At 69.0% G+C, this 21,577-nt stretch carries 24 protein-coding genes and 2 pseudogenes; 15 read left to right on the top strand and 11 right to left on the bottom strand.

The window, feature by feature from the left end; all coding sequences use genetic code 11:
• Positions 1 to 59: 59 nt before the first annotated feature.
• Positions 60 to 677 (top strand): Fic family protein, encoded by a 618-nt coding sequence (locus tag EV190_RS08300; protein ID WP_166655414.1) that lies wholly within the window; start codon positions 60 to 62, stop codon positions 675 to 677.
• Between the two features lie 36 nt (positions 678 to 713).
• Here the strand turns inward: EV190_RS08300 and EV190_RS08295 are convergent, their stop codons facing one another.
• Positions 714 to 2,150: a helix-turn-helix transcriptional regulator gene (locus tag EV190_RS08295; RefSeq protein ID WP_133741000.1), complete on the bottom strand. Its 1,437-nt coding sequence runs from the start codon at positions 2,148 to 2,150 to the stop codon at positions 714 to 716.
• Positions 2,151 to 2,369: 219 nt separating this feature from the next.
• On the opposite strand from EV190_RS08295, the gene aceA reads away from it, so the two are divergent.
• Together aceA and EV190_RS08285 are read left to right on the top strand one after the other, a co-directional pair.
• Entirely contained in the window at positions 2,370 to 3,662 is a 1,293-nt protein-coding gene (gene aceA, locus EV190_RS08290) for an isocitrate lyase (protein WP_133740884.1), read from the top strand.
• A 393-nt stretch (positions 3,663 to 4,055) separates the two neighbouring features.
• A complete protein-coding gene (locus EV190_RS08285; RefSeq protein WP_133740883.1) occupies positions 4,056 to 4,886 on the top strand; it encodes a CPBP family intramembrane glutamic endopeptidase in 831 nt (276 codons plus the stop codon).
• Positions 4,887 to 4,943: 57 nt separating this feature from the next.
• Here the strand turns inward: EV190_RS08285 and EV190_RS08280 are convergent, their stop codons facing one another.
• Positions 4,944 to 6,167, bottom strand: coding sequence for a CynX/NimT family MFS transporter (locus EV190_RS08280; RefSeq protein ID WP_243742435.1), 1,224 nt, complete (start codon positions 6,165 to 6,167; stop codon positions 4,944 to 4,946).
• A 284-nt stretch (positions 6,168 to 6,451) separates the two neighbouring features.
• Between EV190_RS08280 and EV190_RS08275 the strand changes: the two genes are divergently transcribed.
• Positions 6,452 to 7,138, top strand: coding sequence for a FadR/GntR family transcriptional regulator (locus EV190_RS08275; RefSeq protein ID WP_133740882.1), 687 nt, complete (start codon positions 6,452 to 6,454; stop codon positions 7,136 to 7,138).
• On the opposite strand, the gene EV190_RS08270 is transcribed toward EV190_RS08275, so the two are convergent.
• Entirely contained in the window at positions 7,102 to 7,758 is a 657-nt protein-coding gene (locus EV190_RS08270) for a TetR/AcrR family transcriptional regulator (protein WP_133740881.1), read from the bottom strand. The genes EV190_RS08275 and EV190_RS08270 overlap by 37 nt on opposite strands.
• A 217-nt stretch (positions 7,759 to 7,975) precedes the next feature.
• Between EV190_RS08270 and EV190_RS08265 the strand changes: the two genes are divergently transcribed.
• The 4 genes from EV190_RS08265 (at position 7,976) to EV190_RS08250 (ending at position 11,454) form a co-directional block, all read left to right on the top strand.
• Entirely contained in the window at positions 7,976 to 8,773 is a 798-nt protein-coding gene (locus tag EV190_RS08265) for an ABC transporter permease (protein WP_133740880.1), read from the top strand.
• Positions 8,766 to 9,572: an ABC transporter permease gene (locus tag EV190_RS08260; protein ID WP_133740879.1), complete on the top strand. Its 807-nt coding sequence runs from the start codon at positions 8,766 to 8,768 to the stop codon at positions 9,570 to 9,572. The genes EV190_RS08265 and EV190_RS08260 overlap by 8 nt, the downstream gene beginning before the upstream one ends.
• Positions 9,573 to 9,575: 3 nt before the next feature.
• Positions 9,576 to 10,583, top strand: coding sequence for an ABC transporter ATP-binding protein (locus tag EV190_RS08255; RefSeq protein ID WP_133740878.1), 1,008 nt, complete (start codon positions 9,576 to 9,578; stop codon positions 10,581 to 10,583).
• A 445-nt stretch (positions 10,584 to 11,028) separates the two neighbouring features.
• Positions 11,029 to 11,454: a VOC family protein gene (locus EV190_RS08250; RefSeq protein WP_133740998.1), complete on the top strand. Its 426-nt coding sequence runs from the start codon at positions 11,029 to 11,031 to the stop codon at positions 11,452 to 11,454.
• Positions 11,455 to 11,935: 481 nt separating this feature from the next.
• On the opposite strand, the gene EV190_RS08245 is transcribed toward EV190_RS08250, so the two are convergent.
• From EV190_RS08245 to EV190_RS08235, 3 genes are all read right to left on the bottom strand, one after another.
• Positions 11,936 to 12,529, bottom strand: coding sequence for an ATP-binding protein (locus EV190_RS08245; protein WP_133740877.1), 594 nt, complete (start codon positions 12,527 to 12,529; stop codon positions 11,936 to 11,938).
• Positions 12,530 to 12,614: 85 nt separating this feature from the next.
• Entirely contained in the window at positions 12,615 to 13,043 is a 429-nt protein-coding gene (locus EV190_RS08240; RefSeq protein ID WP_133740876.1) for a hypothetical protein, read from the bottom strand.
• Entirely contained in the window at positions 13,019 to 13,450 is a 432-nt protein-coding gene (locus EV190_RS08235) for a hypothetical protein (RefSeq protein WP_133740875.1), read from the bottom strand. Before EV190_RS08235 ends, EV190_RS08240 begins: the two co-directional genes overlap by 25 nt.
• 126 nt (positions 13,451 to 13,576) lie before the next feature.
• Here EV190_RS08235 and EV190_RS08230 point away from each other — a divergent pair, with 126 nt between their 5' ends.
• From EV190_RS08230 to EV190_RS24290, 3 genes are read left to right on the top strand one after another with little or no spacing between them, the layout of a single operon-like run.
• Positions 13,577 to 14,335 (top strand): GntR family transcriptional regulator, encoded by a 759-nt coding sequence (locus EV190_RS08230; protein WP_133740874.1) that lies wholly within the window; start codon positions 13,577 to 13,579, stop codon positions 14,333 to 14,335.
• Positions 14,332 to 14,655 carry a Scr1 family TA system antitoxin-like transcriptional regulator gene (locus EV190_RS08225; protein WP_279536609.1) on the top strand — a complete coding sequence of 108 codons (324 nt, stop codon included), beginning with the start codon at positions 14,332 to 14,334 and terminating at the stop codon, positions 14,653 to 14,655. The genes EV190_RS08230 and EV190_RS08225 overlap by 4 nt, the downstream gene beginning before the upstream one ends.
• Positions 14,652 to 14,981, top strand: coding sequence for a DUF397 domain-containing protein (locus EV190_RS24290; RefSeq protein ID WP_133740872.1), 330 nt, complete (start codon positions 14,652 to 14,654; stop codon positions 14,979 to 14,981). The genes EV190_RS08225 and EV190_RS24290 overlap by 4 nt, the downstream gene beginning before the upstream one ends.
• 28 nt (positions 14,982 to 15,009) lie before the next feature.
• Here the strand turns inward: EV190_RS24290 and EV190_RS08215 are convergent, their stop codons facing one another.
• The 5 genes from EV190_RS08215 to EV190_RS08195 form a co-directional block, all read right to left on the bottom strand.
• Positions 15,010 to 15,390, bottom strand: coding sequence for a hypothetical protein (locus tag EV190_RS08215; protein ID WP_133740871.1), 381 nt, complete (start codon positions 15,388 to 15,390; stop codon positions 15,010 to 15,012).
• Between the two features lie 539 nt (positions 15,391 to 15,929).
• On the bottom strand, positions 15,930 to 16,265 hold the full coding sequence (locus EV190_RS24515) for an RHS repeat-associated core domain-containing protein (protein WP_394345504.1): 336 nt from the start codon (positions 16,263 to 16,265) through the stop codon (positions 15,930 to 15,932).
• Positions 16,266 to 16,487: 222 nt separating this feature from the next.
• Positions 16,488 to 17,117 carry a hypothetical protein gene (locus tag EV190_RS08205; protein WP_133740870.1) on the bottom strand — a complete coding sequence of 210 codons (630 nt, stop codon included), beginning with the start codon at positions 17,115 to 17,117 and terminating at the stop codon, positions 16,488 to 16,490.
• A gap of 176 nt (positions 17,118 to 17,293) precedes the next feature.
• Positions 17,294 to 17,683 carry a hypothetical protein gene (locus EV190_RS08200; RefSeq protein ID WP_133740869.1) on the bottom strand — a complete coding sequence of 130 codons (390 nt, stop codon included), beginning with the start codon at positions 17,681 to 17,683 and terminating at the stop codon, positions 17,294 to 17,296.
• A 541-nt stretch (positions 17,684 to 18,224) separates the two neighbouring features.
• A complete protein-coding gene (locus EV190_RS08195) occupies positions 18,225 to 18,461 on the bottom strand; it encodes a helix-turn-helix domain-containing protein (protein ID WP_133740868.1) in 237 nt (78 codons plus the stop codon).
• Between the two features lie 99 nt (positions 18,462 to 18,560).
• On the opposite strand from EV190_RS08195, the pseudogene EV190_RS24510 reads away from it, so the two are divergent.
• From EV190_RS24510 to EV190_RS23680, 4 genes and pseudogenes are all read left to right on the top strand, one after another.
• Positions 18,561 to 19,214, top strand: a pseudogene (locus EV190_RS24510) (replication initiator); the annotation flags it as partial.
• A pseudogene (locus EV190_RS24505) lies at positions 19,189 to 19,982 on the top strand (replication initiator). The pseudogenes EV190_RS24510 and EV190_RS24505, both read left to right, overlap by 26 nt.
• 224 nt (positions 19,983 to 20,206) lie before the next feature.
• A complete protein-coding gene (locus EV190_RS23685) occupies positions 20,207 to 21,028 on the top strand; it encodes a site-specific integrase (RefSeq protein ID WP_208113106.1) in 822 nt (273 codons plus the stop codon).
• A gap of 117 nt (positions 21,029 to 21,145) precedes the next feature.
• A complete protein-coding gene (locus EV190_RS23680; protein ID WP_341770535.1) occupies positions 21,146 to 21,490 on the top strand; it encodes a tyrosine-type recombinase/integrase in 345 nt (114 codons plus the stop codon).
• The last annotated feature ends 87 nt before the right edge of the window (positions 21,491 to 21,577 follow it).

Genomic DNA, 21,577 nt, shown 5'->3' with positions numbered 1-21,577 from the left:
CCGTTTCACCTCAGCGAAAACGGATGATTGAATCATCTCGTCATGCCGTAACGGCCGGTGTGCTCTACGCGACGGGTCCAACTCGGTCGAGGGGGTACCGGGCCGCCCTGGAGGACGCGGAGCCGGTTGTCCTCGGCGAGGAGCCTCTCGAGGCCGGCACGGCCGTCACCCGCGAACCGGCCGGGCACCGGATGGCGCTGAGCTGTATCCGGACACTGGGCCGGGCCGAGCGCTTCCGCTACGACCTGGGCCTGGTCCACGCCCTCGACTTCATGATGATCGGGCACCACGTCAACAAGGGCGGCGGCGTGCCCCGCTCGTGCGCCGTCCACATCCGGAACGACGCCACCGGCGAGACCGTCTACGAGGGCCCCGACCCCGACAGGGTTCCCGCCCTGCCGGACGAGTTCGCGGCCTGGATCAACGAGGGGGACCCGGACGCGCACGCCTGCGCCCGCGCGGCCACGGCCCACCTGAACCTGGTGAAGATCCACCCCTGGCGCGACGGCAACGGACGTTCCTCCCGCGCGCCGCACACCCTGGTGCTGGCCCGTGGCGGCGTCCTGTCCCCCTACGGCGAGACCAAGGGCCGCTTCTACGCGCCGGGGCCGCTGATGACGGAGATCCGCGCCGACTTCGAGCGCCGCCGCGAGCCCCTGCGCGACCCCTGCCGCTGACCCCCGCCCGGCGGCCGGGCGGGGCGTCCTCGCGGCTCACCGCATCTCATGCCTCTCCAGGAAGGTGTACACGTCGGTCTCGTCCACGCCGGGGAACGGGCCGGCGGGCAGGGCGGCCAGGACGTGGGAGTGCGCGCGGGCCGAGGGCCAGACGTTGCCCTCCCAGCGCGAGGCCAGATCCGAGGGCGGTCGCACGCAGCACTCGCCGCCCGGGCACTGGGACTTGGTGCGGTGCGTGGTCTCGCGCCCGCGGAACCAGCGCGACTCCTTGTAGGGCACGCCCAGGGTGATCGCGAAGTTGCGCTCGCGGCTGGGGTCCACGTGCGCCACGCACCAGTGGGTGCCGTTGGGCTTGTCGGTGTACTGGTAGTAGATGGAGTAGCGGTCCGGCGAGGCGAAGACCTGCCGGCCCGACCAGTAGCGGCACATCCGCTGCCCCTCGATCGCGCCGGTGTCGTCGGTCGGGAAGACCAGGCCGTCGTTCTGGTACGCCTTGTAGATGATGCCGGTCTCGTCGTTGCGGATGAAGTGGCAGACCAGGTCCAGGTGCCGGGTGGCCAGGTTCGTGAAGCGGTGCGCGGCCATCTCGTAGGAGACGGCGTAGACGTCGCGCAGGTCCTCCACCGACAGGTCGCGCGCCTGCTTGGCGTCGGTCAGGAACGGCACCGCGGCGGCCTCGGGGATCAGCACCGCCGCGGCGAAGTAGTTGGCCTCCACCCGCTGGCGGAGGAAGTCGGCGAAGTCGCGGGGCTGGGCGTGGCCGAGCACGAAGTGCCCCAGCGTCTGCAGCAGGATGGTGCGGGGGGTGTGCATGCCCAGGGACTCGCGCTTGAGGTAGAGCCGCCGGTTGCGGGTGTCGGTGAGGGAGCGGACCGACCGGGGCAGGTCCTGGACGTAGCGCAGGGTGAACCCGTAGTGGCTGACCATCGCCAGGATCAGTCCCTGCGACAGCGCTCCCCCCCGGTAGCCCACCGCGTCCAGGGTCTCCTGGGCGGCCTTCTCGATGGCGGGGAAGTAGTTGTCGCGCTCGCGCATCTGGCGACGCAGGTCGGCGTTGGCGCGCCGGGCCTCCTCGGGGGTGGCCGTCGGCTTGACGCTGCGCCGCCTGAGCTCGTCGTAGAGGCCGACGATGTGCTCCAGCACGTCGTTGGGGACCCGCTTGCCCACCTTCAGGTGCGGCAGGTTCAGCGTCTGGTACACCGGGTCGCGCTGGGCCTCCTCGACCGCGATCTCCAGTTGCGCGCGGCGGCTGGGCGGCTGCCGGGACAGGAGCTCCTCGACCGAGACCTCCAGCGCCTTGGCCAGCGAGGTGAGCAGCGAGAGCTTCGGCTCGCGTTTGCCGTTCTCCAGCAGCGACAGCTGCGACGGCGCCCGGCCGACCCGTTCCCCCAGGTCGGAGAGGGTCATACCACGGGATCGGCGCAGGTGCCGGAGCCGCTGCCCGAAGGTGACGAGGTCCAGCTCCCCGGGCAAAGTCGATATTTCTTCAGTTCCGAAGTACGCCATGCGTTGATAATACGGAAAGAATCGCGGTTCTTCGCACGGATTCTGCTCGAAAAAGCTTGGAAGTTTGCGAAGAATCATTGTTACCGGCGGGGAACGAACCTCGGTCCGGGCTAACCGCCCGAGCCGCGGGGGCTCTCCAGCCGGCGCACCTTCCAGGGGACGAGATTTCGAAGGCGGGAACAGACCATGGGCATCACCGGTCGTCAGCAGGAAGCCAGCGCCGCGCTCCAACAGCAGTGGGAGACCGACTCGCGCTGGGCCGGCATCGAGCGCACCTACTCCGCCGAAGACGTGGTCCGGCTGCGCGGATCGGTCACCGAGGAGCACACGCTGGCCCGTCTGGGCGCGGAGCGGCTGTGGAGCCTCCTGCACTCCGAGGACTACGTCAACTCCCTCGGCGCGCTGACCGGCAACCAGGCGGTCCAGCAGGTCCGCGCGGGCCTCAAGGCCATCTACCTGTCGGGCTGGCAGGTCGCCGCCGACGCCAACCAGGCCGGCCAGACCTACCCCGACCAGAGCCTCTACCCGGCCGACTCGGTTCCCCAGGTCGTGCGCCGGATCAACAACGCGCTGCTGCGCGCGGACCAGATCACCTGGTCCGAGGGCGACCAGGACGCCCCCCACTGGCTCGCGCCGATCGTCGCCGACGCCGAGGCAGGGTTCGGCGGCGTCCTCAACGCCTACGAGCTGATGAAGGGCATGATCGCCGCGGGCGCGGCGGGCGTGCACTGGGAGGACCAGCTGGCCTCCGAGAAGAAGTGCGGCCACCTGGGCGGCAAGGTCCTCATCCCGACCGGCCAGCACATCAGGACCCTGAACGCCGCGCGCCTGGCCGCCGACGTCGCGGGCGTCCCGTCCCTGGTCGTCGCGCGCACCGACGCGCAGGCCGCCACCCTCATCACCAGCGACGTCGACGAGCGCGACCGGCCGTTCGTCACCGGCGAGCGCACCGGCGAGGGCTTCTACCGGGTCCGCAACGGCGTCGAGGCGTGCGTGGCGCGCGCCCTGGCCTACGCCCCCTACTCGGACCTGCTGTGGATGGAGACCTCCACGCCGGACCTGGAGGTGGCCCGCGAGTTCGCCGAGGCGGTCAAGGACCGGTACCCCGACCAGATGCTGGCCTACAACTGCTCGCCGTCCTTCAACTGGAAGCGCCACCTGGACGACGCCACGATCGCCAAGTTCCAGCGCGAGCTCGGCCACATGGGCTACAAGTTCCAGTTCATCACGCTGGCGGGCTTCCACTCGCTCAACTACTCGATGTTCAACCTGGCCAAGGGCTACGCCAAGAGCGGCATGAGCGCCTACGTCGAGCTGCAGGAGGCCGAGTTCGGCGCCGAGGCCGACGGGTACACCGCCACCCGCCACCAGCGCGAGGTCGGCACCGGCTACTTCGACCAGATCAGCACCGCGATCACGCCCGACGCGTCCACCACGGCGCTGGCCGGCTCCACCGAAGAGGAGCAGTTCGCCCACTAGGAGCCTCCGGCGCGGGGGTGGTTCGCGCGTTCGTCGACGGTCGTGAGCTTTCTGCCCGTTCCGGGTCCTGGAAGGGCGGAAAGCCCGTGATCCCCCCGAGCGAGGGCGGGACCGGCCCTCGAACCCCCGCGTCACGGACATCCGACCGGGGCGCGGCGGACGGCCGCCCCTTCCGCCGCCCGCCGCGCCCCACCCCCCGACCATCCCGAGAAGACCGGTGTCCGGCGGCTCACCGGACACCGTGGTCTTCACCCCCGGGCGTCCGCCCCGTCCCCGCTTTCGTGGCTGGGGCGCGGGCGGGGCGGACGCCGCCCCGCCGCCGGTCCCGTGGCCCCGTGTCACCCCCGGGACCGGCGGCCTCCCCGCGCGCGGGCCGCTGGCACAATTCCCGGTATGGCCGAATCGACCCTGGACGACGCCGACGGCACGACCCCGTCCGCGTCCCGTCCCCCGCTGTCGCCCGCCCCGTTGACCCCGGGGATGATCCGAGGCGAGATCTGGTGCGTGCTGGCGCTGTCGCTCGGAGCCGCGGCCGTCTCCGCGACGATCTCCTTCACCGGCGCGCTGACCGCGCCCCAGGCCCTGTCGGAGCAGACCGCGAGCCTGGTGGGGTCGGCCGCCGCGGCCGAGCGCCCCTGGCTGGACCTGTCCTGGCAGCTGTACCGGCTGGTGTTCGCGCTGGCCCCGGTGGCGCTGGTGCTGTACCTGCTGCGCCGCTCCCGCGAGTCCGCGCGCACGATCGGCTTCGACCTGGACCGCCCCGTGTTCGACCTGTCGCGGGGGGCGCTGCTGGCCGCGCTCATCGGGATCGGCGGGCTGGGGGTCTACCTGGTCTCGGTGCAGGCGGGGATCAACCGCCCGATCGCGCCGAGCGCGCTGAACGGGCACTGGTGGCAGGCCGCCGTCCTGGTCCTGCAGGCGGTCAAGAACGGCGTGCTCGAAGAGGTCATCGTCGTCGGCTACCTGATGCTGCGGCTGGACCGGCTGGGCTGGTCGCCGGTCCGCGCGGCGCTGGCCTCCTCCGCGCTGCGCGCCCTCTACCACCTCTACCAGGGGGTGGGGATGTTCTTCGGCAACCTTGTGATGGGGCTGGTGTTCTGCTGGTTCTACCGGCGCTACGGCCGGGTGACGCCGCTGGTGGTGGCGCACTCGCTGATCGACATCGTGGCGTTCGTGGGCTCGGTCCACCTCATCGGGCGGCTGGACTGGCTGCCGGGGGCGTGAGCGCCGGAAGGGGTGCCGCGAACGGGCCGGTGGACGGGGTCGCCACCGGTGACGGGGCTACCGGCCCGCCGCGGCCGTCTCAGGGAGGGCGAGGGAGTCCTCCAGGTCCCGGGGGCGGCTCAGCAGCATGCCCACCCCCGCGTTGGCCAGGGCGAGCGCGAACAGCATCAGGACGGGCACCCGCCAGCCGCCGCTGAGATCGTGCAGCAGCCCGAACAGGAACGGCCCGGCGCCCGCCAGCAGGTAGCCGACGCTCTGGGTGGCCGCCGACAGCGCCGCGGTGGCCTGCGCGGTGCGGGTGCGCAGCCCGAAGAAGGTCAGCGCCAGCGGGAAGGTGGCCATGCCGACCCCGATGAGGGTGGCCCACACCCACACGCCCTGGAGCGGGGCCAGCAGCAGCCCGGTGAAGCCGACGAGGTAGCAGGCGGTGAACGCGACGATGAAGGGCCGCTGGTCGCGTGCCCGGGCCATCAGGGCGGGCAGCAGCAGCGAGGTGGGGACGGACAGCGCCGCCAGGTAGGACAGCGCCAGACCCGCCCCCGCGGCGTCCATCCCGCTGTCGCGCATCAGCTGGGCGAACCAGCCGAACATGATGTAGGCGATGGCGGACTGGGTGCCGAAGAAGACGACGCTCTGCCAGCCCAGGCCGGTGCGCAGGACCGCGCGCACGCTCAGCTGCGCCGCGCCCCGGCCGCCCCCCGGCGCGCGGCGCAGCGCCACCGCCCACGGCACGACCGCGGCCAGGCCCAGGAGCGCGTACACGCCCAGGGCGAGGCGCCAGTCGCCGCCCGCGGCCTCGGCGATCGGAACGGTCCCGGCGGCCGCGACGGTGCTGCCCAGCGCCAGCGCGGTGGTGTAGACGGCGGTCATCGGCCCCACGTGCGCGGGGAAGTGCTGCTTGATCAGGGTGGGCAGCAGCACGTTGCCCATCGCGCCGCCGGACAGCGCGAGCGTGCTGAACACCAGGAACAGCCACTGGTCGGACACCAGGACGCGGATCCCCAGCCCCGCGGTGAGGACGACCAGCGCCACGAGCAGGACGCGCTGCTCGCCGAGGCGGCGGATCAGCGCCGGGGTGAGCGCGCCGAACGCCGCGAAGCACAGGACCGGAAGCGTGGTGAGCACCCCGGCGACGGCCGTGGACATGTCCAGGTCCGTGGTGATCTCGCTCAGCAGCGGCCCCACGCTGGTGACCGCGGTGCGCAGGTTGAGCGCGGCCAGGCCGACCCCGGCGACCAGCAGCCACAGTGCCCGGCGCGGCGTTCCCCGACCTGTCGACACGGCCGACTCCAATTCATAGGATGACCCGATGTGGACTTTCGAGAGTAACGCATTCGTCGCCGGGAACCGCTAACCACGGGCGACTTGGTCTAAGCTCCCGGTTTAACGGAACCCCCAGGGCGTGCCCGATGAATGCCTCCGGACCGGCCGACGGCCCCCAGGGCCGCGTGCCGTTCTCCGGCGGTCATCCCGGTCGGCTGTTCGAACTCCGTCGGCGCAGCGGGCGCCGCCCTGGTGGCCGGGAGTCCGGAACGATCCCTCAACCACGCCCCAGGAGGTAGCCCGTGCCCCTCGCCTCGACGCGTCGCACCGGCCTTGTCGATCAGGTCATCACCCAGCTGAAGGCACAGATCGACTCGGGCGAGTGGTCGATCGGCGACCGGATCCCCACCGAGTCCGAACTGTCCGACCAGCTCGAGGTCGGGCGCAACACCGTGCGCGAGGCCGTGCGCGCCCTCGCCCACGCCGGTCTGCTGGAGATCCGCCAGGGCGCCGGGACCTTCGTGCGGGCCTCGAGCGAGCTGGGCGGCGCGCTGCGCCGCCGCCTCAAGCGCTCACGCCTGCGGGAGAACCTCGAGGTCAGACGCGCCCTGGAGCTGGAGGCCGCGCGCCTCGCCGCGCTGCGGCACACCGACGACGACCTCGCCGCCATCGACAACGCGATCGGCGAGCGCCTCGCCGCCTGGCGCGGGCGCGACATGCACGCGTTCGTCGAGGCCGACTTCACCTTCCACAAGACGGTCGTGGCGGCCACCCACAACTCCCTGCTCATCGAGCTGTACGACGACATCTCGCAGGTGGTGTACGAGAGCATCGCGCACACCGTGCACGAGACGCCCGAGAAGAGCGACGACGACCCGACCCTGGACCACCAGCGCCTGGCCGACGCCATCCACGACGGCGACGCCGAGCGCGCCCTGCGCGAGGCCGCCTGCTACCTGGACGAGCTGGTCACCTCCGCCGAGGAGTGACCCGGCAGCAGCAGGCCCGCGCCGACCGACCACATCATGCGCAGCAGCTCCTCCCGGGGCGGCTCGCCCTCGGGCCGGAGCGCCCGGGCCATCAGCTCGCGGAAGGCCCCCAGGATGGCGGCGGCCGCCAGCGGGGCCGACACCCGCCCGCTGAGCTCGCCGGCGCGCTGCCCGCGGGAGATCCCCCGGGCGGCGATGTCCACCTGGCGCGCGAGCCGCTCGGCGTCGACCTGGGCGGCCGCGGGCTCGCGCAGCCTGCGCCCCACGATGACCCGGCCGAGCGGGTCGTCGCACAGGAAGTCGATCTCGCGCCGGACCCGGTCGCGCTCGGTCGCCATCCAGCCCCCGTCCGCGCCGATCCGGGCGGTGAAGACGGCCGCGTCGTAGCGGTCGTAGAACTCGTGCACGACCGCCGCGACGAGGCCGTCCTTGTTCCCGAAGTAGCGGTACAGCAGGCCGGCCGAGAACCCGGTGCGCGCGGAGACCTCGGCGACCTCCAGGCCGCCCGTCCCCGACAGGATCACCTCGCGCGCGGCTCCGAGCAGCCTGCGGCGGGTGGCCTCGCCCCGCGCCGAGAGCGGCCGCGCGGCCTGCGCCGGCCGCCCTGAGCCGCCTCCCATGGTCCCTCCCCGCTCACGCTCCGTCCCGCCCAAGTCTGCCCCCGCCCGGGGCCGCTGTCCGGCGGTTGGCCGGAATGCGCCAGGGCGCCACCCCCTTCCCGAATCCCCCACCCCGCCTCCCGGGGTGTGCTAGCGTCTCTGTCCGCGGCGCCCCGGACCTGCTCCCACAGGGACGTGCCTTTTCCCTGTCCCTTGGCTTTCAAGGAGTTCTGGCACGGTGCGGGTTCTTCTCGCGGTGTTCGCCTGCGGGCTGCGCCGCTATTCCACCTACCGCGTGGCGACACTCTCCAGCATCGTCGTCAACGGCGTCTTCGGCGCCGTCAACGCGATGGTCCTGCTGGCGGTCTTCGACGCGCGCCCCCGGATCAACGGCTACACCGCCGAGGACGCCGTCACCCAGGTGTTCCTCGCCCAGTCCCTCATCGGGATCACCGCGATCTTCGGACCCCCTCTGGACCTGGGCGGGCGCATCCGCGACGGCCAGGTCGCCATGGACCTGCTGCGCCCCGTCGGGTTCGTGCGCTGGTGGCTCGCCCAGGACCTGGGCCGGGCCGCGTTCGCCCTGCTCTCGCGCACCGCCCCGACCTTCGCGGTGGGCCTCGCGCTGTTCGACCTGGCGCTGCCGGCCGACCCGCTGCGCTGGGCCGCGCTGGCGGCGGCGGTCGCCCTGGCCGTGCTGGTCGGCTTCGGCCTGCGGTACCTGTACGCGCTGGCCGGGTTCTGGCTGATGGACACCCGCGGGGTGAACGCGGTCGCGTGGCTGGCCGGACCGTTCTGCTCGGGGATGGTGCTGCCGCTGGTGCTGTTCCCCGACCCCGTGGCCGCGGTGCTGCGGACGCTGCCGTGGGCGGCGCTGGTCCAGGTCCCGGCCGAGATCCTCCTGGGCAGGACCGTGCTGCCGGGCGGCGCGGCGGGCGGCCTGGCCTACCAGGCGGTGTGGGCGGCGCTGCTGCTGGCGCTCGGCGCGGCGCTGACCGCGCGGGCCACCCGCCGGGTGGTGGTCCAGGGTGGTTGAGCGCGCGCTGGTCCCCTACGCGCGGCTGGCCTGGGCGTGGTGCCGCGCGCTCGCGCAGTACCCGGTGTCCCTGGTGCTGCTCACGCTCGCCCAGCTGGGCGCCACGGGCGTGGAACTGCTCGCCCTGCTCTTCGTGTTCGGGCACGTCGACGCGCTCGCCGGGTTCACCCTGCACGAGGCGCTGCTGGTCTACGGGCTCACCGGGACGGCCTTCTGGCTGGCCGACCTGCTCATGGGCTCCGTCGAGCGCCTCGGCGAGCACATCCGCACCGGGAGCTTCGACACCATGCTGGTGCGCCCGGTCTCCCCGCTGGTGCAGCTGGCCACCGACGAGTTCTCCCCCCGCCGCCTGGGCAAGAACGTCCCCAGCGCGGTCGCGCTGGCCACGGCTCTGGGCGCCCTCGACATCGACTGGACGCCGGGGCGCGCGGCCATGCTGGTCGTGCTGGTCGTCTCGGGCACCGCCATCTGCTGCGCGCTGTGGGTGCTGGGCGCGTGCGTGCAGTTCTTCGTCACCGAGGCGCGCGAACTCGCCAACGCGCTGACCTACGGCGGGTCCGCGCTGAGCGAGTACCCGCTGGCCATCTACGGCCACGGCGTGGCGCGCGCGGCGACCTTCCTCGTGCCGCTGGCGTTCATCAGCTACCAGCCCGCGCTGTACCTGCTGGACCGGCCCGACCCCCTGGGCATGTGGCCGCACCTGCGGTACGCCTCCCCGGTCGTGGCCGTGCTGCTGTGCGCCCTGGCCGCCGCGGCCTGGCGCACCGGGCTGCGCCACTACCGATCGACCGGGAGCTGACCCATGACCTCCGTCCCCCTCACGACCCCCGTCATCGACGCGCGCGGCCTCGGCCGGGACTTCACCCGCGTGAGCGGGCCCCTGCTGCGGCGGAGGCGCGAACGGGTGAACGCGGTGCACGACGTGACGTTCTCCGTCGCCCCCGGCGAGATCATCGGATACCTGGGGCCCAACGGCGCGGGCAAGTCCACCACGATGAAGATGCTCACCGGCATCCTGTCGCCCAGCCACGGCCGGGTCCGGGTGTGCGGCCTGGAGCCGTCCCGGCAGCGGACCCTGCTGGCGGGCAGGATCGGGGTGGTCTTCGGCCAGCGCACCACGCTCTGGTGGGACCTGCCGCTGCGCGACAGCCTGGCGCTGACCCGGCACCTGTACCGGGTCCCGGCCGCCGACCACGCGGCGCGGCTGGCCGAGCTCACCGAGCTGCTGGAGCTGGGGCCGTTCCTGGCCACCCCGGTGCGCCAGCTCAGCCTGGGCCAGCGCATGCGCGGCGACCTCACGGCCGCGCTGCTGCACGCCCCCGAACTGCTGGTGCTGGACGAGCCGACCATCGGGCTGGACGTGGTCAGCAAGTCCGCCATCCGGGAGTTCCTGCTGCGGCTGAACACCGAGCAGGGCACCACCATCCTGCTCACCACGCATGACCTCGGCGACGTGGAGCGGCTGTGCCGCCGGGTCGTGGTGATCGACCACGGGAGCCTGGCGTTCGACGGCGACCTGGCCCGGCTGCGCGCCACCGCGCCCACGCCGCGCACCCTGGTCGTGGACCTGGCCGGGCCCGCCGACCCGATCGAGGTGGCGGGGGCGCGCACGGTCCGGGTGGAGGGCCCGCGCCAGTGGCTGGAGCTGTCCGCCAACCCGGCCGAGGTGATCGCGGCCGTCGCGGGCGCGCACTCCGTCGCGGACCTGACCCTGCGCGAACCCGACATCGAGGACGTGGTGGCCCGGCTGTACTCGTCGGGCCGCGCGGCCGCCGGGGCACCCCGGCGGGAGGACCCGGTCAGCGGCTGACGGCCGGGAACGGCGGGCGGGGGCGGGGCGGGTGTGGCGGTCAGGCCCAGGTGAGCGCGGCGGAGGCCGCCGCACCGCCGGGCCACCGGGGTCGTGACCGCGCCCTTCGGCCGACCAGGGGGCCGACCCGCCGGGGACCGGCCGCGGAGAGCGGCGGTGACGGTGAGAGGTCCTGTACTGGTGGAGGGGAACGTTCCGGCGTAGAGCTTCTGCGCCGTCGCCGATCGGGCCGCCTTCGGTGGCGGCGCCATCGGGGTCGGCACCGACTCCTGCCGCCCCTCCCGCGCCCTCACCGCCTGGGCCCGTTCCAACGGACGGCACGCTCCACGAACGCCGGTCATGCCTCAGGCGCTCCACCGACACCGGAATCCGCGGGCAGGCGGCGCCGTCCCTCAGCGGCGCAGCCGGCATCCGTCCCTATGCTCGGGGTATGACGATCCAGCGGATGGACCACGTCGGCGTCGTCGTCGATGACCTTGAGGCCGCTATCGCGTTCTTTGTCGCACTCGGCATGGAGCTGGAGGGCGAGGCACTGCTCGAGGGGCGTTGGGTGGACCGTGTCGTCGGGCTCGACGGCGTCCGAGCCGACATCGCGATGATGCGGACCCCGGACGGCCACGGTCGGCTCGAGCTGACGAAGTTCCACACGCCCGCGGCGGTCGGCGCCGAGCCGGAAAACGCGCCGGCGAACGCGCTGGGCCTGCGTCGCATCATGTTCGCCGTCGAAGACATCGAGGACGTCCTCGCCCGCCTGCGCACCCACGGCGCCGAACTCATCGGCGGGCTGGAGCAGTACGGGGACAGCTACCGGCTCTGTTCCGTCCGCGGCCCCGAAGGCGTCATCGTCGCACTGGCCGAGCAGCTCGACTGAAGGGCGCCGAAGGCGCCGTTCCCGGAGGACCATCCGGTGACTGCCGGGGTTTTCCCGGCGAGGGAGCGGAGTGGTGCGAGCGGGCACGGGGCGAGGCCGCGCCCACGATGTCCGTTCCTCCCGGTGATCTTGACCTTTTCGGGGTCTCAACCGTCTCTGAGACCCCGAAAAGGTCAAGATCACCGGAGAGAGCGCCAGGAAACGGACACCTTCCCGCAGCCGGGATACCGCCCGTCCTGGGCGGCCCCGGACCCCCGCCCCAGCGAGGAGGCGTCCGTCAAGAGCTTCACGGGCGACAACACGGCATCGGAAGACGTGCTCGCCCCGATGGTCACCGCCGTCATCCACCGAGCTCTGCGCAGGCTGTGCGGGCTTTCTCGGCTTTGGACGCCGGTTCTTGGCACCCCGAGGCACGGAAGGCCGACGGTCCGGGGTGGTGCGGGAGCGGCCGCGTGGCCGGTCTGGTCGGGCTCGGGGGTGGTCAGGTGGTGGGCCAGGCGCTGTTTCTCATGTCGTGGTCGAGGCGGAACCACACGTCGCGGAAGCGCGGCCGTCCGCTGTCGCCCCAGGCGGTGGACAACGCGTCGACGAGCGCGAGGCCGCGGCCCTTCTCGGTAGTGGTCTCGGCGGCCGGGTCGGTGGTGAAGGAGCGCGGGGCGAGGTACTCGCCGCTGGGGAAGCCCTGGTAGTCATCGAAACCCCCGTCGTCGCTGCAGGTGAGGGTGACGCCGGTCCTGGTGCGGTGAACGAGCAGGCGCAAGGAGCCGCCCGGCCGGCTGGAGCGGGTGTGCTCGATGGCGTTGGCGGCGAGTTCACCGCCCAGGAGGGTGAACACGAACCGGAAGTCTTCGGGCAGGTCCGCGACGGCGGTGGTCAGGAAGGCGCGGATCAGCGGGGCGAGGGCGGCCTCTCCGGGGAAGGTGAAGGCCCGTTTGGTGAAGCGGCCGGTGGGGTGCCCGCAGAAGTAGTGGGCGCGGGTGGCGGGAACGAACGCGGCCATGGGCACGGTGACCGCCGGAAACCGGGACAGCGGCGAGGCGGCGGGGGCGAAAGGCGGTCGGGGGGTGGTGGACATCGCAGGCTCCTTGAACCGGGTCGGGCGTTGGGAACGGCCGCCGCGCGGCTCCCACTTCGGGGCGGGGGCGGCGCGGGTGTGGCGGTCAGGACCAGGTGAGCGCGGCGAAGCGGGCCTGGCCCCGGCGGCAGCGCGCCACCGAGCGGTCGGCCGGGGGCACGACGTAGCAGCGCAGCGCCCGGTCGAGCAGGGCCAGGTCGCGGGTGGCCACGAAGTCGCCGCTGACGCGGTGCCGGGCGTGGTAGGGGCACTCGTCGCCGTGCGCGTAGGCGACCTCCCAGCGTCCGCCGTGCTCCTGGGAGACCTCGGCGAACCGCGCGTAGTCGGGGATCCGCGCCGAGGCGGAGGGGACCGCGCGCGCCTGCCGCCGGGGCGGAGAGGCGTGCCGGGGCGGAGAGGCGTGCCGGGGCCGCCGCACCACCGGATACGACGGCCCGACCTGACGGGAGGGCGAGAAAACCGCCCGGAGGAGCACCGGCACCAGGATGATCAGGGGCAGGAACAGACGCAGCATGACGTGTCCTTCAGGCAGGGGCGCGACAGGGAAAGCCGCGTGGGAACAGGAACGGCCGGGCCGAGAACGGCCCAGGTGACGCAGTCCCCGTTCGCATACCGGTGGGAGCCGACAGAAGCGAGCAGGGACACCAAGCCGAGCGGATCGACGGCGTCTCGCTCGATCCGAGTGTTGAAAGGACGTGGGCAGCCGCCCCGCTGGTCGGTGACCTCGATGCGGATCGGCTCCGGACCGACGATCCGCACGGTGATCTCACCGCCAGCGGCGCGCACCGCCGAGGCGGCCAGTTCGGATGCCACCAGCAGGGCCTCGTCGTGCCGCCGATGTCCGGTGAGGACGCGCCGGACAACGGCGCGCACCGCCTGGGGTGCGGCCCCGGTGGCCCCCACGGTGATCACCCGGTCCACATCCCCTCCAAAACTGTACGTACAGATTGAGAATCTGTACGTACAGCTTGTTTGGCACGTGCAGGTTTGTCAAGCTGTTCGCGAAAACCCACCGGAACCAGCCCACACCGATTCCCCGGAGACCACTTGAACCGCCCGACATACCAGCGCATCGCCGACGAGCTGCGCCAGCGCATCATCACGGGCGTCTACCGGCCGGGCGACCGACTTCCCTCCCGCGCTGCGATCGCCGAGGAGTTCGAGGTAGGACCGCGCGTCGCCGCCGACGCGGTCGCCCAGCTGGTCTCCGACGGCTACACCGTCACTCGCACCGGCTCCGGCACCTACGTGCGATCACGCCCGCCCGTTCGGCGCCTCACCCGTTCCTGGTACCGCGAAAGCCGAGACGGCAGCCCGTTCCGCGCGGACATGGCCGCCCACCAGGTCCGATCCGGTTGGTCATCTTCCTCGGAGGAGACCGCCGCTCCGACCGAGACCGCCGAACGCCTGGCGATCGTCCCCGGCGCACCGGTGATGCGCACCGAGTACGTGTTCACCGGCGACGACGAACCGGTGATGCTCTCGACCTCCTACGAGCCGCTGGAGATCACGCGCGGCACACCCGTGGTACTGCCCGAGGACGGCGCGCACGCGGGCCGGGGCGTGGTCGAGCGGATGGCCGCGATCGGACAGGAGGTCGTCCAGGCCACCGAGGTCGTGACCGCGCGCCCCTCGACCGACCGGGAGGCCGACACTCTCGGGATCGGACGCGGAGCGGTGGTGATCGTGATCCGTCGGACCTACTCCACCCGAGACCGTCCTGTGGAAACCGCCGACATCGTGGTCCCCCCTGACCGGTACGAACTCGCGTACACGATCCCGGTCGACACCAGCCAGAAGGAATAAGTCGAGGGCGCCCTCACCACGGCTCTCCGCGGCTTCAGGAACTCGCCTCCGACCTCAACGCCATCACCATCCAGGCACTGCCCCTGGACTCGGGCTTCCAGGCGAGCATGTCCAACGGATTCGTCCTGCTGGACTACGAAAACCCCGAACAGGACCCCTCGCTCGTCTCCCTGGAGGGCCGGGGCTCCTCCACCTTCCTCGAAGAGCCCCACCAGGTGGAGGCGTTCCGTGAAGCCTTCGGTTCGATCCAGCGCTCCGCACTGTCGGAGACAGCCGCGATCAGACTGATCGAACAACTACGTGAAGAGACCACGAAGTGAGACACAGATCCAGCGAGAGCAGTCACAGCGGACAAAGCCAGGCCCCCGGGAGTAAACCCCACACCCCTTTCTTCCGGAAAAGCAGTCACAGCGAAACCCACACCGCCTGCGTCGGGGTCGCCGGCCTCCCCACCGGTGCCGACCTTCGCGACTCCAAGGACCCCGACGCCCCGGTCATCCTCGTCTGGGACGACCTCTCCGGACACCGCGGCCACCGGATCCGCCGCGCCACCGCCACCCGCGCGGGACCACGACACGTCCAGCACCGCCCCGCCCTGGTGGACGCCTTCCTCGCCAACACCGGACTCCAGCTCAGAACCCAATAATCAAACCTCAGCCAGTCTCCTAATCCTTTCATTCGACGATGATTTGAATTTTTGAAGCAAAATTAAAATCATTAACAAGCACGGAGATCCTAACAGAATCAGGCGCCCCACGAAATTTCATCCAAACATGCTCACTCGGATCATGAACAACCATCCATCCAGAATTTGGCAAAATTTCTTCTGAGATTAAATTAATCGGCAGCGGCACCGCCGGACGCTTATTCCAAATTTCGCATTCAACCCAGCCTTCCGAACCCGGAAGCACACCAAAAATGACACTACTACCAGACCTGTACCAGTTCTCCGAAGTCGGATCCCACTCCGAAACATCCTCCTCTCCTTGCGCATCACGAACTATAAAACAACCGTGCTCTACTTTTACTCGAAACGAAATTAGCGCATTGTCCATCAAAATCCTTTAGCAACTTCCCGAACGAGCGATCTTCATACGTAATTTGGCAATATCGCGAGGCCACCCGCGCGATCCAATGTGGGTCGGTGTGCGTTCGTCGGCGCGGACGACGGCGAGGGTCGAAATCCATCAAAAACGCATCTAATTTTTTAGAAACACCCTCAATAACTCTACTCGCCGAGCATGTTCCGAAAAAAACTAAAAAATATGATCAGGGACATGGAAAAAGGAATCAAGCCGACGAAAATTCTTCCGAAGACCAGAGACTCAGGACTGATGACAGCCCTCTTCCCATCCCTCCACCAATCCCCTCCCGCGAGAAAGTCGAATATTTTTTCAAAAAGAATCCAAAAGGATAATCCGATCACAGAAAGAAATGCGGCAATGATTATTATCATTCATTCATCCCGACGTGATAGACAGAAGAGCTTCAATTCCAAACATAAATTCTCTTCCCGAATGCAAATTTTTCCCAAATCAACAGAATGGAATTCCGGGAAGGCATAGCTGTGGAGGGAGTTTTGAATCCGCCACTTTCAACCTCTGCCAGTTGGCCAGATCGAATTGATAAAAGTCGACCATGGGGCCAAGTTGCCCCCCAATGCCAAACGTGTAGTGCGCACCGCCACCGACTTCGCCCTCCGGAGTGGACAAAACATTGAAACAATAACCGTGCCCCAGGGCCCCGCAAGCAGTCCCCGAGAGTGTCGACTTGCAGAAGCTTTCTTGGCCAGCAGTCCGGTGGGGTCGATGAAGGTGACGGGGTTGTTGCCCGAGTAGGCGTAGCCGTGGATCTGCTGGGGGTCGGTGAAGTCGATGACCGGGTCCGGAGAGACGAACCGGCCGATCGAGGCGTCCAGAGTCCCGTCCACGAACCCGTCCACCGCCAACTGGCCCGTGGCCTGATGCTCGGAGAACACCCCCAGCTCAGGAACCGAAACGTCCTACGCTGGGTTGCGGTACCACCTGCACCGGGTCGAATAGATCACCCAAGCCGTGCTGGCTTCAACTCCGTGAAACCAATTCAGCACCCCCACAGAGCTTCAGTAGACCCCACTACTTTTCCGAGGCCATCGAGATACACCCTAATAGAATTAAGCAATAAGACTTCTCATCTTTTCCATGAAAGGCAGACCCTCGAATTCAACTCGATTCCAAATCCTATCGAATATCTGAATCTCGTCACTTTCATCGAAACTGGACAGCTCTTCAAGATCACGTACCTGTTGACGATAGTGGCCTCTTGGTCCATTCCAAGAAATCACCTCCACAGAACCTTCTCTCTCAACTTCCTCCTCCGCTTGAATTGAATCAATCTCCAGTGCACTCATCGCCGCATTAAATAGGTCACTCCGAGAATAATTCATGCATCCATTAAGGGCGAACATGGCAGAAGAAATCGATTCCGATGCCAATGATTCCAAAAGACCAAACTCCTCACGATTATTAATTCGATCGAGGTCTGACTCCCCTTCCCTGATCGCAGCTTCAATCCTTGGCCCGAGCTCCGCCCAAGACGCTCCCGACTTACCTCTCAAAACTCTCCAAATTCCCACTGCAGCGGCATGCACCTCGTCACTCCCTCGAACCTCATCGCAAGCCCAGCCATACACATGATAGATAGGAAGAGTTCGATGGGCAGATGCCACGGAGAAGACAAAAACTCTAGCCCAGGAAAGCCTCTCGCAAGCGGATCTGATACGCCCAATTTCTTCTTCTGTCAAAATTTAGCAACCTTCGTGAATTTTGCAATAAGAAGATCTCGAGACGATTGATGACTCATCGCATCTGGCCAACGGGAGCATGGCCGAATCGTCTCCAAATTGAGCCATCACCATACGAGGCGAGATCTAGAAATCGCGCAAATTTTTCCATACAATTCCCCTACAATCAAGAACGGTTACTCCTTCGAGATCATCGAAATCCCACCTGCAGCTAGAGAGAACATCCGCACAAGAGCTCTGCGAACATCAAGATCTCGATCGATTCGCTCCAGCGATTCCAGCATTACCGGATCGAGGTCGACAGTGGCAATTCCGCCAGCATTCTGTTCACCAGCCATCGCGAACAGCAGTAGACATCGGTACGCCTGCACAACCCCTCCGCGTTCCTCCCGCATCAACGGCCGGAGCAAGACGGCGCCTTCCTTGACCTGGCCCCGAAGCGCTTCCACAGAGGACCACCGAGTTGCCCAGCCTCGGCCCTCCGCCTCCGCCTGGATCACCAGCAACGCGTCGAAGCTGATCTCGCACACGCGGAAGTCGGGGTCCGTCGAACGGATGAGTGACATCAGAAACTAATACCCATCGTAGACGTCGATACGGATCTGCGCATCCGGGTCAATACGCCCATCCTCGATCCTTCTGAGGATCTCATCCTTTCGGTGATGACCTCCAAGAATGATGCCATCGCGCGAGACGAGAACTCCATCTCCTTCATCAGCATTGTTGATGCCGTCCAGGAGTTCATCATTACTCAGCCCCTCGTGATACCACTGCGAAGCCGGATCCCGGGCGCTCTCCCCATCGGCGTACTGGCCGAGATCACCAGCATTTTCGTGACGCGCAGATATTCCCGAACCACTCGGCCCACAGCATGGCCACGGTTCCGTGCCACACACGTAGTCCGCGGCCGAGGGTGGGCTCGGCGTGTACCCGCCGCACCCCGTAGACGCCGCCTGTGGCGGCGTGGATCTGGCGGATGGTGTCGGTGAGCGGCACATGCCGGATGGAGCGGGCCGAAGGGGGCGTGGTCGCGCCAGGCGTGGAACCTGGACTCCGACACCCCCAGGACCCGGACGGCGACCTGGACGGGATGTCCCTCGGTGGCCATCACCGCGATCGCCTCGAACCGTCTTTCGGGGACACCACCTTGCCCAGCGGCTCACTGGCGCGGCAGTGGATGGCCGGCTCGGCCTCCAGTTCGGCGATGCGCTTGTTGGCCGCGGCCGGCTCGGTCTTCTCGGTGCCGATGTCCAGATCATGGGCCACGTCCGCGACGCCGCGTCCGGCCTGGACCAGGTCCAGGACCTTGCGACGGAACTCGACGGGGTATCCACGACGTCCCACGATGCCCTCCTTCAAGGGTCACGTGGTCCCAGGATCCAGAAAACCGACTCCGAAAAACGCAGGACACACCACCTCTAAAAAAACCCGGCACGGAACACCGTGCGGGACCTGCTCCACCTCGTCAACCACCCCGACTTCGACCGCGCACAGCAACAGATCGAACACCTCGGCGGCTGCACCGAACCCATCCGCCTGACCGGCCACACCACCACCGCCGACACCACGACCGGCGAGGTACTGCGCTCCTACACCACCTCCGAGGAGCCCACCGGCAGCCTGCTCACCGCGTGCGGCAACCGCCGCGCATCGCGCTGCCCGGCCTGCTCCCGCCTCTACGCCGCCGACACCTACCACCTCGTCCGCGCCGGCCTCTCCGGCGGCAAGACCGTACCTGATACCGCCCGCACCCACCCCCGCGTCTTCGTCACTCTCACTCCACCGTCCTTCGACCCTGTCCACAACCGCCTCATCATCCCCGGTGGCGATGTCCGTCTCTGTCGCTGCCGCAAGCTCCACGGACTTGACGACGCTCTGATCGGGACGCCGCTGAACCCCGCGACGTACGACTACGAGGGCGCGATCCTGTTCAACGCCCATGCCTCCGCGCTGTGGGCCCGCTTCACCACCTACCTGCGCCGCGAGCTCGCCGCCGGGCTCGGCAAGACTCAGAAAGCCGCCCACGCGGTCCTGCGGGTGTCCTTCGCCAAGGTCGCCGAGTACCAGCAGCGTGGTCTGGTCCATTTCCACGCCGTCATCCGGCTCGACGGCCCGGACGGCAGCAGCCAGCCCCCGCCGCCGTACGCCACTGCCGCCGTACGCCACTGCCGCCGTACTCACCAAGGCCGCCCGCGCCGCTGCCGCGCGGGTCCGCGTCACGGTCGCCTCGGATGCGGTCGGGGAACGCGAACTCGGCTGGGGCGAACAGTTCGACGTGCGCGAGATCGCCTCCTTCGACACCGACGCCGAATTCACCGATCAGGCCGTGGCCGCCTACGTGGCGAAGTACGCCACCAAGTCCGCCGACGCCTCCGGCGCCCTCGACCGTGCCCTGTTCTGCCGCCCCTGCGAGGGACGCGGCGCCACCGTGCTGCCCCACGGAACGCCGCTCCCGTGCACCGCGTGCGACGGCACCGGGCAGGCTCTGCCGCTGTCCCGGCTCGCCGTCGCCCGGCACGTGCGGCAGATGATCCGCACCTGCTGGGAGCTGGGAAAGCTGCCGGAGTTCGCCCACCTGAAGCTCTGGAAGTGGGCGCACATGCTCGGCTTCCGGGGCCACTTCTCCACCAAGTCCGCGCCTACTCGACCACCCTGGGCGCGCTGCGCGCCGCCCGCCGCGCCTGGCGCACCGAACAGGCCCGCGTCCACGCCAGCCTGCCCGAGCCCACCCCGGACAGCACCCTCGTCGTCGGCCACTGGGCCTACCAGGGCTCGGGCTACAGCCCCGGCGGCGCGCTCCTCGCCGCCGCTGTCTGGCACCGCAGAGAACTGGAACGGCAGTTCACGGCCGAAGGGGGCTGCTGATGGCCTCGGCCACGCCCACCGTCCTCCACGCGGAGACAAGTCCAGCGCTAGACCTGCTGACGGTCCCCTAGGTCATGGCCCGCCTCCAGCTCGGCCGCCCCGCCGTCTACGACCTGCTCCGCAGCGGCCAGCTCGCCTCAATCACCCTCGGCCGCGCCCGACGCATCCCCCCACGCCCTCACCGACTTCATTCGTGCCCGCCTCGAACAGGAAGCCGCCGCCTGATGACCTCTCCGCGCCCCGCCGCATCCCGCCGCATCCGCTCCCGTGCCAACGGCGACGGAACCGTCTACCAGCGCAAGGACGGCCGCTGGGAGGCTGCCGGATGCGTCCTCGCCCCCGGCAACACGCGCAAGCGCATCCGCGTCTACGGCACCACCCGCAAGGAAGCCCTCGCCAAGCTCACCGCGAAGATCGCCGCCGGCAACCTTGGCCTGCCCGTCGCGGCGGCTGACAGCACCGTCGGCACGTACCTGACGTACTGGCTGAACGGCGTCGCCGTCCACCAGGTGCGAGAGAACACGCACACCCGCTACGCCACCTGTGTCCGCCTCCATCTCATCCCCGGCCTCGGGGCCAAGAAGCTCGCCCGGCTCACCGCCCACGACGTCCGCGCCTTCCTCGACCGCCTCCGCGTCGCCTGCCAGTGCTGCCCCCAGGGAAGGGACACGGCCCGGCGGCAGTGCTGCGCCATCGGCCAGTCCTGTGACAAGCGCCTGTCACCGCTGACCGTGGCCTACGTCCACTCGGTCCTCAAGTCCGCCCTGGAGCACGCCGTCCGCGAAGACGAACTGCCCCGCAACGTCGCCCGGAACATCAAGACCGCAGCGCCCCGCCCCCGGCGCTTCAAGCCCCTCACAGCCGCCGAAGCCCGGCAGTTCCTCCACACCACCAGCAGCGACCGACTCCACGCGCTACACGAACTCGCCCTGCCACGGGCCTCCGCAAGGGTGAGCTCCTCGGGCTGCACTGGGAAGACCTCGATCTCGACGGCGGCACCGCAAGCATCCGCCGCTCACTCCAACGAACCCAGAGCGGCGGCCTGACGGCCCTGCCCACCAAGACCCGCGCATCCGAACGCCGCATCCGCCCTACCGACCGAGTGTGTCCACTCGCTGAAGGGCCAACGGGAACGTCAGGAAGCAGAACGCAAGGTAGCCGGGGTGGGCTGGAAGGACAGCGGGCTCGTCTTCACCACGCCGACCAGCGGACCGATCGACCCGGCCAACATGACCCGGCGCTTCGGCCGACTCCTCGACCGGGTCGGGCTCCGCCGTATCCGCTTCCACGACCTGCGCCACTCGACGGCCACCCTGCTCCTGGAACAAGGCGTCGACCTCGTCGTGATCAAGGAACTTCTGGGGCGCGCCCACATCGGCGTGACGGCCGGCGTCTACGCCCACGTCCGGCTCCGCCTCCAACGCCAAGCCATCGACTGCCTCAACAACGCCCTGAACGGCACCGAGGAACCTCCTGACCATCCACCTGCCGTAGCCGTCGTCCGCTGACGTTGCCGTCAGCGTTGCCGTCAGACGCGCCAGAAGCCCCACCTGATTCTCCGGTGGGGCTTCTGGCTTTCTGCGCCAATCATGCCG

The sequence above is a fragment of the Actinorugispora endophytica genome, from assembly GCF_004363075.1.
Lineage (GTDB): Bacteria > Actinomycetota > Actinomycetes > Streptosporangiales > Streptosporangiaceae > Actinorugispora > Actinorugispora endophytica.
This window is presented reverse-complemented; position numbering and strand designations above follow the sequence as displayed.